9 protein-coding genes and 1 tRNA gene are annotated in these 12,408 nt (G+C 62.6%); all 10 read left to right on the top strand.

Translation table 11 applies throughout. The features are described 5' to 3' along the window. Nucleotides 1-49 precede the first annotated feature (49 nt). The 10 genes from AC4PTT_RS08990 to AC4PTT_RS08945 all read left to right on the top strand — a co-directional run bounded on the left by AC4PTT_RS08990 (nucleotide 50) and on the right by AC4PTT_RS08945 (nucleotide 12,406). Complete coding sequence (locus tag AC4PTT_RS08990) at nucleotides 50-1,879, top strand: PHA/PHB synthase family protein (RefSeq protein WP_113155455.1); 1,830 nt, start codon at nucleotides 50-52, stop codon at nucleotides 1,877-1,879. A gap of 280 nt (nucleotides 1,880-2,159) precedes the next feature. Beyond that, nucleotides 2,160-3,308 (top strand): YcbK family protein, encoded by a 1,149-nt coding sequence (locus AC4PTT_RS08985; protein WP_492162540.1) that lies wholly within the window; start codon nucleotides 2,160-2,162, stop codon nucleotides 3,306-3,308. A gap of 81 nt (nucleotides 3,309-3,389) precedes the next feature. Beyond that, nucleotides 3,390-3,465 (top strand) — tRNA-Glu (locus AC4PTT_RS08980). Nucleotides 3,466-3,613: 148 nt separating this feature from the next. After that, nucleotides 3,614-4,588: a hypothetical protein gene (locus AC4PTT_RS08975; RefSeq protein WP_492162539.1), complete on the top strand. Its 975-nt coding sequence runs from the start codon at nucleotides 3,614-3,616 to the stop codon at nucleotides 4,586-4,588. Between the two features lie 61 nt (nucleotides 4,589-4,649). Next, complete coding sequence (sfsA, locus tag AC4PTT_RS08970) at nucleotides 4,650-5,351, top strand: DNA/RNA nuclease SfsA (protein WP_492162538.1); 702 nt, start codon at nucleotides 4,650-4,652, stop codon at nucleotides 5,349-5,351. Nucleotides 5,352-5,408: 57 nt separating this feature from the next. Next, nucleotides 5,409-6,236, top strand: coding sequence for a type I methionyl aminopeptidase (map, locus tag AC4PTT_RS08965; protein ID WP_113155458.1), 828 nt, complete (start codon nucleotides 5,409-5,411; stop codon nucleotides 6,234-6,236). 70 nt (nucleotides 6,237-6,306) lie between these two features. Continuing rightward, entirely contained in the window at nucleotides 6,307-7,062 is a 756-nt protein-coding gene (radC, locus tag AC4PTT_RS08960) for a RadC family protein (RefSeq protein WP_475084354.1), read from the top strand. 347 nt (nucleotides 7,063-7,409) lie between these two features. Next, nucleotides 7,410-8,189: a sulfate reduction electron transfer complex DsrMKJOP subunit DsrO gene (dsrO, locus tag AC4PTT_RS08955; protein ID WP_113155460.1), complete on the top strand. Its 780-nt coding sequence runs from the start codon at nucleotides 7,410-7,412 to the stop codon at nucleotides 8,187-8,189. Then, a complete protein-coding gene (gene nrfD / locus AC4PTT_RS08950; protein WP_492162537.1) occupies nucleotides 8,170-9,327 on the top strand; it encodes an NrfD/PsrC family molybdoenzyme membrane anchor subunit in 1,158 nt (385 codons plus the stop codon). Before dsrO ends, nrfD begins: the two co-directional genes overlap by 20 nt. Then, complete coding sequence (locus AC4PTT_RS08945; protein WP_492162536.1) at nucleotides 9,320-12,406, top strand: molybdopterin dinucleotide binding domain-containing protein; 3,087 nt, start codon at nucleotides 9,320-9,322, stop codon at nucleotides 12,404-12,406. The genes nrfD and AC4PTT_RS08945 overlap by 8 nt, the downstream gene beginning before the upstream one ends. The last annotated feature ends 2 nt before the right edge of the window (nucleotides 12,407-12,408 follow it).

Genomic DNA, 12,408 nt, shown 5'->3' with positions numbered 1-12,408 from the left:
GTTAACACCGCGCCCGTTGAAAGGCGCGTTTAGGTTGTAGGCGCAGAACATGGCTCATGAAAAGCAGACCAATGGCGCAGAAAACCAAGCAGACAGCACGGTAGAGCAGTATTTCGCAAAAGATCCGCAGCGTTTTGCGCAGAATCTGGCGCAGGCGCTCGAAGAGCTCGGCAAGGCGGCTGCCTCCTGGAGGCAGGCCCGTGAAAGTGGCGAATCGACCGACATTTCCGCAGCGCCCCTCGCCGACATGGTCAAAACGTTCTCCCGCGTCAGTGAATACTGGCTGAGCGATCCGGCGCGCGCACTGGAGGCGCAGACGCGGCTCTTTGGCGAGTTCATGGGCATCTGGGCGAATGCGATCCGCCGCATGAGCGAAGACAACATCGCCGACTATGCGCCGGCATCCGACAGGGACAAGCGGTTTCAGGACCCCGAATGGGGCCGCAACGCCTTTTTCAGCTTCCTGAAACAGGCCTATCTGGTTACCGCGCGCTGGGCGGCCGACCTGGTTGATGGAGCCGACAATCTGGATGAGGCGACGCGCCACAAGGCCCGCTTCTATGTCGAGCAGATGAGCCAGGCCCTTTCGCCATCGAACTTCCTGCTCACCAATCCCGAGCTTTACCGTGAAACCATGGCGAGCGACGGCGAAAATCTCGTGCGCGGCATGCGCATGCTCGCCGAGGACATCGCCGCTGGCAAGGGCGACCTGAAACTGCGCCAGTCCGACGCCTCCAAGTTCAAGGTGGGCGAGAACATCGCCACCACGCCGGGCAAGGTCATCGCCCGCAACCGGCTTGTGGAAGTGCTGCAATACGAGCCGACCACCAAGAAAGCGTTCAAGCGGCCCTTGCTCATCGTGCCGCCATGGATCAACAAGTTCTACATTCTCGACCTCAACCCCAAGCGCTCCTTCATCCGCTGGGCGGTGGAACAGGGCCACACGGTGTTTGTCATCTCGTGGATCAACCCGGATGAGCGCCACGCCTGTCTGGACTGGGGTGATTACATTGATGAGGGCATTCGCTTCGCGCTCGACACGATCGAACAGGCAACGGGCGAGAAGCAGGTCAACGCAATGGGCTATTGCGTGGGCGGCACACTGCTTGCCGCAGGCCTCGCGCTGATGGCGGCAGAGGGTGAGCAACGCATCGCGTCTGCAACCTTCCTGACGACGCAGGTGGACTTCACCTTTGCCGGTGATCTCAAGGTCTTTGTCGATGAAGAGCAGATAAAGGCGCTGGACGCGGCAATGCGTGAACGCGGCTTTCTGGACGCCACACGCATGGCCACCGCCTTCAACATGCTGCGCGCGGGCGACCTGATCTGGCCCTATGTGGTCAACAACTACCTGCGCGGTCAGGCGCCCCTGCCCTTTGACCTTCTCTACTGGAACTCCGATTCCACCCGGCTCGCAGCGGCGAACCACTCCTATTACCTGCGCAACTGCTATCTGGAGAACAATCTCTCGCAGGGTCGCGCGGTGCTGCGCGGCAGGACGCTGCATCTGGAAGATGTCGACATACCGATCTTCAACCTCGCCACCCGCGAGGATCACATCGCGCCTGCGAAATCCGTCTTTTTGGGAAGCCGTTTCTTCGGCGGACCGGTGGAGTTCGTGCTCGCGGGGTCCGGCCACATCGCCGGCGTGATCAACCCGCCCGAGATGAAGAAATACCAGTTCTGGAGCGGACCGAAGCCTGAAGGCGAACTGGACGACTGGATGGCGCAGGCGAAGGAGAACGCGGGCTCCTGGTGGCCCAGATGGCACGAATGGATCACCGGCCTCGACAAGGAAGAGGTAAAGGCGCGCAAACCCGCAAAAGGCAAGAAAGCTCTGGCCGACGCACCCGGAGATTATGTTCGCACCCGCGCCTGATCACGCCCTTGGATAAGGACCAAAACCTTGATCACGCGTTGTAACCGAACGAAAGAAGCTTTTACGCACTGAGCCGGGTCTCTGGCCTATGCTTAAAAGCTAACATGTTGTTGCCTTAATTGTTTTCTAACGCCTATGATAGTTATCCACATGGGGACCAAGATTCGTTAGCAGACAAACGGTGGCTGCATGCCCGTAACCGGGCATGGGTTGTTTGGTTCGTGAATTCATATGAGGGGGCAGACTTCTGTTGCTGGGGGACGAGAGCGGAAAGCGCTGTATGAAGTTGATGAGTAGCGGGCGTGCGAGCCTTGCCAGCGTTCTTTGCGCTCTTTTTCTTGCTTCATGCTCCACCACATCAGATCCGGTAACGCAGTTCGGCCTGACACCGACCGATTTGCAGGCGAGCGCCGGCGAAGACGGGTTTGAGGCCAGCGACAGCGACCTTATTGCCGCAGCACCTGGCGAAGAGAATGCCGCTGAAGGCAGCAGTGTTCCACTCCCGGCAGCGCGCCCCGGCTCCCAAACGGCGGCCACCCCGGCCCCGGAACCCCAGACACAGACCGCTCAGACAAATGAGCAGCCCCCGGCCGGCGAGACAGCGCCGGTAGAGACCGCAGCGCAACAGGCTGCCGAAACCACGACACAGACAGCCGCCGCAGAGGTTCCCCAGCCTGCAGCGCGCCCGGCGGAAACAGAAACTGCGGAGGCAGAAGCCGTCGCAGCAGCCGAGGCGGAAGCATCAGCCAAGAAACAGACTTTCCTTGCCGCCTTCTTCTCGGCTCGCGAACCGAAAGCCGCCCAGGCTGCGGAAAGAGCGGCCCGCCCGCTCATCGACCCGAAGAAGACGCAAAAGAAGGCCGAAGAGAAACCCAAAGTGGTTCTCGCCGCCACCTCCGAGAGCCGGCCCGTAACGGCATCCCTCGGCACCGGCGCGGCCCTTCCCGGCGTGCGCCAGGGTGACAGCCTGTTCGAATTCTCGAGCAAGTCCGGCGCGGACGATGATGCCGACGCCGACATTTACGAAGAAGAGCCTGCCTATCAGGTCGCCTCTGCGGCCGGCATGGCGCGCCTTGCGCCCAATGGCCTCCTCAAGCAGCGCGAAAGCGTCGACACTGCCTGCCTGAAGCCAGCGCTCGTTGGCATGCTCAAGGCCATTGAGCGCCACTATGGCAAGCGAATCGTCGTCACCTCCGGCTATCGCAGCCCCAACTACAACCGTCGCGTCCGCGGCGCCCGCAAGTCGCTGCATATGTATTGCGCGGCAGCCGACATCCAGATTTCCGGCGTCAGCAAATGGGAGCTGGCCAAGTTCGTTCGCTCCATGCCGGGCCGTGGTGGTGTAGGCACCTATTGCCACACGAAATCCGTGCATGTGGACGTCGGTCCGGAGCGCGATTGGAACTGGCGCTGCCGCCGCAGAAAATAATTTTGAAAAAAATGCATGTTCCATCAATTGATGGGTTGCCCCATGCAGCGAAGCTTACTATAAGCCGTCTCGTTCTCGAGCGCGCCCATCGTCTAGCGGTCTAGGACGCCGCCCTTTCACGGCGGAAACACGGGTTCGAGTCCCGTTGGGCGTGCCAGTTTCTTTCCCGAAATTGCACATAGTAAAACGTCAGCCGAATGCTTCGGTTTGACCCGCTCTCGCAGTCCGCGTACTTGTCGGATGCAGATGTCTTCGACACATGGCCAGTCGCCTACCGTCGAGACCTTGGGAGAAAGGCGGGGAGAATGCAGGGCGCACTGACCGCCATTTCGAATACGCTCGGCTTTGCAGCCTCGCATGCGCGATTCTTTCTGATAGCCGGGCTTGTGGCGGGAATCGCTTCTCCGGCAGCAGCACACGCCGCAAAGCCATGGATTGCGGAAATGATCGCCGGCCTGCTCTTTCTTGCAGCGCTGCGCGTCGGCCCCAGAGCCCTCATCGGCGCATTGAGCGACCTGCGGCAGTCCCTCGTCGCCACGCTCGCCTTTCAGCTGGCGCTTCCGCTCGTTTTCGCCCTCCTCTTCCTCGCCATCGGCTGGACCGGCGTCCTGCCCACCGCTCTGGTGCTCATGGCCGCAGCCGCGCCCGTTTCCGGCAGCCCGCATCTGGCGATCATGACGGGAAACGATCCTGCACCGGTCATGCGGGTCATGACGCTCGGCACCGCGCTCCTGCCACTCACCGTTCTGCCCGTATTCTGGCTCACGCCCGCACTGGGGAGCGCTGACGTGATTCTGGCGGCCGCAGGCCGTCTGCTGGCCGTTATCGCGCTGGCGGTCTCTGCTGCCTTCCTGCTGCGCCGATTCGCGTTACGCAGTCCCGGTCCCGGCGCCATACGCTCGATCGACGGTCTTTCCGCGATTCTCATGGGTGTGGTCGTTGTGGGGCTCATGTCCGCCGTTGGCGAAACCCTGCTGATCGACCCCGCTCTTGTAGGCCTCAACCTCGCCATTGCCTTCGCGGCGAACTTTCTTCTCCAGCTCGCCGTGACCACGCTTCTGGAACGCTCCGGCTCCAAAGCCATTGCAGCGCCTCTGGGCATTGCCGCCGGCAACCGCAATATCGGCCTCTTCCTCACTGCGCTTCCTGCGAGCGTCACCGATTCACTTCTGCTCTTTATCGGCTGCTATCAGATCCCCATGTATCTGACGCCGCTCGTGCTCGGCCGTTATTACAGTAAGCGCGCAGCGATCAGTGCCCACGGCCAGCCGCCCACCTGAATCAGCGCTTGCAGAAGCCCACGCAACCCGCTGAAAAGACTCTCCCTTCGGAAAGACCCAAATGCAGTTTCCAGAGCCCCTGATAGAAGCCCGGCTGATCCGCCGCTACAAGCGCTTCCTGGCCGATGTCATCCTGCAGGATGGAACGCAGACAACGGTTTCGGTGCCCAACACCGGCTCCATGCTGGGCCTGACCGCTGAAGGGTCACGCGTCTTTCTCTCCCACTCCGACGACCCCAAGCGCAAATACGCCCATCGCCTGGAGATCGTGGAGGCGGACGACACGCTGGTCGGAATCAACACCGGCCTGCCCAACAGGCTCGCCGAAGAAGCAATCCACGCCGGCCTCGTTTCCGATCTTGCCGCCTACCCCGTCCTGAAGCGCGAGCAACGCTACGGAGAGCGCTCGCGCATCGACATGCTTCTGGAGGCCGCAGACCGCGCCTGCGCCTATGTGGAGGTCAAGAACGTCCACTTCATGCGCGAGCCGGGGCTGGCCGAGTTCCCCGACACGGTCACGGAGCGCGGCGCGCGGCACCTGCATGAGCTCATCGGCATGCGCGCCGCCGGCCACCGCGCAATCATGATCTATCTGGTGCAGCGCGGCGACTGCGACCGCTTCCGCCTCTGTGGCGATCTGGACCCCGCCTATGCTGCGGCTTTTGCGCAGGCCAGCGCCGCCGGGGTTGAAGCTTACGCCATCAAATGCCAAATCACTCCTGAAGCCATCCGCCCGGATCGTCTGATAGACATCGTGCGATAAAAGCCGCAAAATCCGGCACAACGATTATTGAACAAAGCGCAAGCGAACCAAAGCCCCATGGTCACCTATCTCGAAGCAGACTCCGCCCCCATGCGTAATACCGGCCAGATCCGCCTTTACGGCGAAGAGGGCTTTGAAGGCATGCGCAAGGCGTGCAACCTCACGGCGCGCTGCCTTGATGAGCTGGCAGACCGCGTCGCGCCGGGCGTGACGACCAACGAGATCGACCGTTTCGTCTTCGAGTTCGGCATGGACCATGGCGCCATTCCCGCGACGCTCAACTATCGCGGCTACACCAAGTCCACCTGCACCTCGATCAACCATGTGGTCTGCCACGGCATTCCAGACAACAAGCCGCTGCGCGAAGGCGACATCGTGAACATCGACGTCACCTACATTCTCGACGGCTGGCACGGCGATTCGAGCCGCATGTATCCGGTCGGCACGATCAAGCGCGCGGCCGAACGGCTTCTCGAAGTCACGCATGAATGCCTCATGCGCGGCATCGCCGCCGTAAAGCCTGGCGCACGCACCGGCGCAATCGGCGCCGCCATCCAGTCCTATGCGGAAGGCGAGCGCTGCTCCGTGGTGCGCGATTTCTGCGGCCATGGCCTCGGACAGCTGTTCCACGACGCGCCGAACATTCTGCACTACGGCACTCCGAGCGAAGGCGTCGAGATGCGGCCTGGCATGATCTTCACCATCGAGCCGATGATCAATCTGGGTCGTCCGCATGTGAAGGTGCTCTCGGATGGCTGGACGGCTGTGACGCGCGACCGCTCACTTTCGGCTCAGTATGAGCACTCGATCGGCGTCACCGAAACCGGTTGTGAAATCTTCACCCTTTCGCCTGCAGGGCTCGACCGCCCCGGCCTCTCCGCCTAAACTGCTCTACCGGTGCGTGCAGTCCCTTACGGACTCACGCCTGTTTGAGCGGTGCAAGGGGGAGGCACTTATGGGCAGGCAGGACGAGCACACATTCTTTGCTGAAGGGCCAGTCGGACCGACCACGAAGATAGAACGCGCAAAGCCAGCGCGAAAACCGCACTATCACGGCCATCGAGACAGGTTACGGCAGCGCTTCGCCGACAATGGAAGCGAAGCGCTTCTGGATTACGAACTTCTCGAACTCTTCCTCTTCCGCTCCATTCCCCGCGCAGACACCAAGGGGCCGGCAAAGGCCCTTCTGGAGCGCTTCGGTTCGCTTCCCGAAGTGCTCGGCGCGCCAGAGCGCCTTCTGCAGGAAGTGGAAGGCATTGGCGAGGCTGCCGCACGCGATCTCAAGATTGCCGCCACCCTCGCCCGACGCATGCTGAAGGCCGAACTGCGTGGCCGACAGTTGCTGTCCTCCTGGTCACAGGTCATCGACTATTGCACCGCCTCCATGGCGCATGAGGAGCGCGAGCAGTTTCGCGTCCTGTTCCTCGACAAGAAGAATCAGCTCATTGCCGACGAAGTGCAGCAGACGGGCACGGTCGACCACACGCCGGTCTATCCGCGCGAACTCGTTCGGCGCGCGCTGGAATTGTCGGCGAGCGCCGTGGTGCTGGTGCACAACCACCCATCGGGCGACCCGACGCCGTCACGCGCCGATATCGAGATGACCAAGACCATCGTGCAAACCGCGACACCGCTCGGCATCGCCGTGCATGATCACATCATCATCGGCAAGAACGGCCATGTGAGCTTCAAGGGGTTGCAGCTCTTCTAGAGCGCCGTGCATTCGAATGCACAAAGGACGCTCTAACCTATTCAATCTGCGCATCGTGCTTTCCGAAAATCGATTCCGATTTTCGGGCCGATGCTCTAGCCTGCGCCCACCATCCCGCGCGAAACGGAAAGCCCCGCCAGACAGCAATGGCAGGGCAGCGCTGCTACGCGGCTCCCATTGCCGGCAAGGCATGCAGAAATGCATCACACCCATGCTAAAAAGCATAACTCATTGATATTTTTGGAATTTTGACTCTGGTCAAATTCCACCTCGCACCTCCGGGCTACGACTTTCGTAGCAATGCCTGCCTGCAGATTCGCGGGCTAGCCAAACTCATTGGAGGTCACATGGATCTTGCAAGACGGATGTTCATGGGGCAGCTCGCGCGGCTTGCCGCGGGCGCCAGCCTCGTGCCACTGGCCACGGTGGCGGAAGCCGCCATCAACGACCAGCCGCCGCGTCGCGGCGGTGATCCCACAAAGCGCTACGCCATGCTTATCGACCTGCGCCGCTGCATCGGTTGCCAGGCCTGCACGGTCTCGTGCCATCTGGAAAACGATGCGCCGCTGGGCAAGTTCCGCACCATCGTGTCGCAGTATGAGGTCGACGATCCTGAGACAGGCGACATGTCGACCTTCTTCCTGCCGCGGCTGTGCAATCACTGCGACAACCCGCCCTGCGTGCCGGTCTGCCCGGTGCAGGCCACCTATCAGCAGGAAGACGGCATCGTCGTCGTCGATGCCGAGCGCTGCGTCGGCTGCGCCTATTGCGTACAGGCCTGCCCCTATGATGCGCGCTTCATCAACGACAAGACGCAGACCGCCGACAAGTGCACATTCTGCACCCACCGGCTGGAAGCCGGTCTTCTGCCGGCCTGTGTTGAAAGCTGCGTCGGCGGCGCGCGCATCATCGGCGATCTGAACGATCCCGAAAGCACCATTGCCCGCATGATCGCCGAGCACCGGGACGAATTGCAGGTTCTGCAGCCCGAAAAGGGAACGCTGCCGCACGTCTTCTATCTCGGCATGGATGAACGCTTCGTCGACCGCCCCGAGGCCTTCGCCTCGATCTGGGAAATCCGTGGCACGGACAATGAGGAGTTGCACTATGAATTCAGCGGTCATTGAGATCCTCGCGCCACGCTACCAGATCGCCTGGTACCCATGGGCCGTGCAGTACTTTTTCATGATTGCGCTGGCCTATGCCTCGCTCTGGCTGGCCCTGCCGGGTCTTCTCGGCGCACGCCGCTGGAAGGCGACGGCGCGCTATGCGCTCCTTGGCGCGATGACAACCGCCATCGTTGCCCCCATCGCGCTTCTGGCCGATCTGCATCAGCCGCTGCGGTTCTGGCATTTTTATGCCTACTTCACACCGTGGTCGTGGATGTCCATCGGCAGCCTCATGCTGCCGCCCTTCGTCTTCGCGATCATAGCACTCGCCTGGCTTGTCTGGCGCGAGCCCATGCTGGCCTGGCGCACGCGTGACGACATGACCGGCCTCATCGCCCGCATCGCCACGCTTGGCGGTTGGCAGACCCCGCGCTTCGCAGTCGTTGCACTTGCGCTGTTCGCCGCCGTGATGTCGTTCGCCATTGCCATTTATACCGGCAGCGAAGTCGCCATCCTCAAAGGTCGTCCGCTGTGGAACACGCAATGGCTCCTGCCCTTCTTCGCTGCCACCGGCTTCATCGGCGCTGCCGGTCTGGTGCTCGTTCTCAACCGTTTCACCGGCGCGCGCGACGCCGACACCGACCGCAACATGCTGATGGTGGTTGTCGCCGCCGCGGTGGTGACGGCGCTTGTGGCCCTTGCCTGGGCGCTTGAGGGCATCTTCGTGGAAGACAGCTCCGTCGCAGCCGCCATCCAGTCGGTACGCCACAGCGCCGAATGGCGCTCCACGGCCATCTGGAGCCTCTCCGTCGGGGCGTCCATGACGCTTGTCAGCTTCCTGCTCGTGTGGCGCAACGGCGCGCGCATCTGGGGCTGGATCATCGGGCTGGTGGCGCTGCATCTCGCCTGGATGGCCCGCTGGAACGTGCTGATGGACGTGCAGACGGTGCAGAAGCAGACCGCCGGCTATCTCGAATATGTGGTTGGCTGGGGGTCCAGCGGCTGGCTCGGCGTGATCGGAACCTTCGGGCTCTGGATCGCCCTCCTGCTCGTCATCGACATGTTCGTACCGTGGAAACAGGCGCTCGACGGCCCCGCCGACGCGCCCGCAGAAAAGACCGACATCTCCGCCAAGGGAGTTCCCAGCCATGGATAAGAACCGCCGCAACCTGCTCAAGGGTGGCGTTGCCGTCGCCGGCGCAGCCACCTTCGTCGCCGGCTATTCAGAGCCGCTGACCCGCATGGCCAAGGGCCTGACCGGCAGCTCGGGCGAAAAGCCCCGCCACCCCGTCTACGGCAATGCGCTCGATCCCGAATACAGGGTCGACCTCGAAACCGGCGCGATGGAGCTCAATCCCGACCAGCGCGTCGCCTTCACCGTCTGCTATGGCTGCACCACAAAATGTGGCGTGCGGGTGCGCATCGACAACAACACCGAAGAGGTGCTGCGCTCGATCGGCAACCCGTTCAACCCGCTGTCCTCGGAGGTGCACACCGACGAGACCATGCCGGTCAAGGATGCGCTCCTGCGCACCACCGCCTACGCCGATCAGGGCTGGGCCAACCGCTCCACCACCTGCGCGCGCGGCAATGCCATGATCGCGCAGATGACCAGCCCGCAGCGCGTTACCGAGTGCCTGAAGCGCACGGGAAAACGCGGCGAAGGCAAGTGGGAGACGATCAGCTTCGAGCAGCTCATCGAGGAAATCGTCGAGGGCGGCGATCTGTTCGGCGAAGGCCAGGTGGACGGACTTTCCGCGATCAACGACTATGAGACGCCGCTCGATCCGGAAAACCCCGAATACGGCCCCATGACCAACCAGCTTCTGGTCATGGAAGCCACCGACTACGGACGTTCGGCCCTTCTGCGCCGTTTCTCCGACAAGGCGTTCGGCACCCGCAATTATGGCCATCACGGCTCCTATTGCGGCCTCGCCTTCCGCATGGGCGCGGGCGCGATGATGAATGACCTCGCCAAGAACGCCCATGTGAAGCCCGACTATGAAAAGGCCACGTTCGGCCTGTTCGTCGGCACCGCGCCATCGCAGGCCGGCAACCCGTTCAAGCGGCAGGGACGGCTTCTGTCCAAGGCGCGCGTCGACGGTTCGCTCGAATACATGGTCGTGGATCCGGCGCTGAACGCCTCGGTCGCGCGCGCCGCCGGTAGGCGCGCCAACTGGGTGCCGGTCAAGCCGGGCACAGATGCAGCGCTCGGCATGGCGCTCATCAAGCTGCTGTTCGACAATGAAGGCTATGCGGCAGACTATCTGGCCATCCCCAACCCGGATGCCGCCAAGGCCGCTGGCGAGCCCTCCAACAGCAATGCGACGCATCTGGTCATCATCGATGAGAACCACCCCCGCGCCGGCGCTTTCCTGCGCGAGTCCGATCTAGGCCTCAAGGTAGCGGGCGGTGAAGACGATGCGCCCATGGTCGTGGATGCTAATGGCCAGATCGTGCCGGCCAACGCCGTCGATCAGGCAGCGCTCTTTGCCGCTGAAACCGTCACGCTGGCGGATGGTGACACCATTGAGGTGCGCACCGGCCTGCGTCTGCTTCGTGACGAGGCTGAGGCGCACACGCTGGACGAAATGTCGGAGATCTGCGGCATCCCCGTCGAGCGCATGCAGGAAATGGCCGACAAGCTCGCCGAACATGGCCGCACGGCCGTGGTCGATTGCCATGGCGGCATGATGTCGGGTGCCGGTTTCTATGCAGCCTTCTCGCTGCAATTGCTCAACGTCCTTCTCGGCAACGTCAACCACACCGGCGGCAACGCCCATGGCGGCGGCAATTTCAACGGCACTGCCGGAGGCCCCCGCTACGACCTCGCGGGCTTTGAAGGCGCGCGCAAGCCAAAGGGCGTGTTCCTGTCGCGCTCGCGCTTCCCCTATGAGAAGACGAGCGAGTTCAAGCGTCTCAAGGCCGAGGGCAAGAACCCCTACCCGGCCCGTGCGCCCTGGCGTCGGCTGGCGCCGCCGGTCCTGACCGACCACATCACCGCTGCCGTGGAAGGATATCCCTACCCGATCAAGGCGATGATCGGCGTCATGTGCAATCCGATGTACGGCCAGGCCGGTCTCAAGGCCGTGCTGCGCGACAAGCTCGCCGATCCCAAAGTGCTGCCGCTCTATGTGGCCGTGGATGGTTTCATCAACGAGACCAACACCTATGCCGACTACATCGTGCCGGATTCGGTCATGTATGAAGTCTGGGGCTTCACGGGCGCTTGGTCGGGCAATTTGACCAAGATGACCACGGCCTGCTGGCCCATCGTCGAGCCACGTCAGGCGAAGACGCAGGACGGCGAGCCCGTCAGCATGGACAGTTTCTTCATCGCACTGTCCAAGCGTCTCGGCCTCAAGGGCTTTGGCGATGCAGCCATCACCGACGCCAATGGCGGCAAGCATCCGCTCAACCGGGCGGAAGACTTCTACCTGCGTGCGGCGGCCAACATCGCCTTCACCGGCGAGACGCTTCCCGACGCCAGCGAAGAAGACATCCGCTTCTCGGGCCTGGAACGCCTTCTGCCGGCCATCGAGGCCACCCTGCCGGCAGAAGAGCGCGGCCCCGTGGCGCATCTTTATTCGCGTGGCGGCCGGTTCCAGACTTTCGCCGACGCGCGCAAGGGGGATACGCTCGGCAATCTGTGGAAGCGCCAGCTCTGCGTCTGGAACGAGGATGTGGGCACCTGCGTCGACAGCATGACCGGCAAGCGCCTGTTCGGCACGGCAAAGCTGCAGCCGCCGGTCATGGCCGACGGTTCCCCCATGCGCGATCACTTCACCGAGGAGGAATGGCCGATGCTCGCCTTCTCCTACAAGTCGAACGTGATGAACAGCTATGCCATCGGGCTTGAGCGGCTGCGCATGATCAAGCCCTACAACCCCATGCTCGTGAACAGCGAGGATGCGGCGGCGCTCGGCGTCGCCCATGGTGACGAGATCGTGGTGGAAAGCCCCGGTGGCGCCATTCGCGGACTGGCGATCGTCACCAATGGCGTGATGCCCGGCACGATCGGCATCGAGCACAGTTTCGGCCATACGGAGCTGGGCGCGCGCGATCATGTGATCGACGACAGGACCATGGCCAGCAATCCGTGGATTGCGGCCGGCGTCAACATCAACGATCTGGGCTTTGCCGATCCGACACGGCAGACGCTGGGCACCTGGCTGGAGCCCGTGTCAGGCGCATCCGTGCGTCAGGGCCTGCCGATCCGGGTCCGCGCTGCCTGATC

Source organism: Nitratireductor sp. WH36-1 (genome assembly GCF_058725515.1).
The sequence above is the reverse complement of the archived record's forward strand: the minus strand, read 5'-3'. Positions and strand labels throughout refer to the sequence as shown.

Coding starts and splice junctions, on each gene's coding strand:
- radC (WP_475084354.1), top strand. CDS start 6,307: ATGGGCAGGCAGGACGAGCACACATTCTTTGCTGAAGGGCCAGTCGGA.
- AC4PTT_RS08975 (WP_492162539.1), top strand. CDS start 3,614: ATGCAGGGCGCACTGACCGCCATTTCGAATACGCTCGGCTTTGCAGCC.
- AC4PTT_RS08985 (WP_492162540.1), top strand. CDS start 2,160: ATGAAGTTGATGAGTAGCGGGCGTGCGAGCCTTGCCAGCGTTCTTTGC.
- nrfD (WP_492162537.1), top strand. CDS start 8,170: ATGAATTCAGCGGTCATTGAGATCCTCGCGCCACGCTACCAGATCGCC.
- AC4PTT_RS08990 (WP_113155455.1), top strand. CDS start 50: ATGGCTCATGAAAAGCAGACCAATGGCGCAGAAAACCAAGCAGACAGC.
- dsrO (WP_113155460.1), top strand. CDS start 7,410: ATGGATCTTGCAAGACGGATGTTCATGGGGCAGCTCGCGCGGCTTGCC.
- AC4PTT_RS08945 (WP_492162536.1), top strand. CDS start 9,320: ATGGATAAGAACCGCCGCAACCTGCTCAAGGGTGGCGTTGCCGTCGCC.
- map (WP_113155458.1), top strand. CDS start 5,409: ATGGTCACCTATCTCGAAGCAGACTCCGCCCCCATGCGTAATACCGGC.
- sfsA (WP_492162538.1), top strand. CDS start 4,650: ATGCAGTTTCCAGAGCCCCTGATAGAAGCCCGGCTGATCCGCCGCTAC.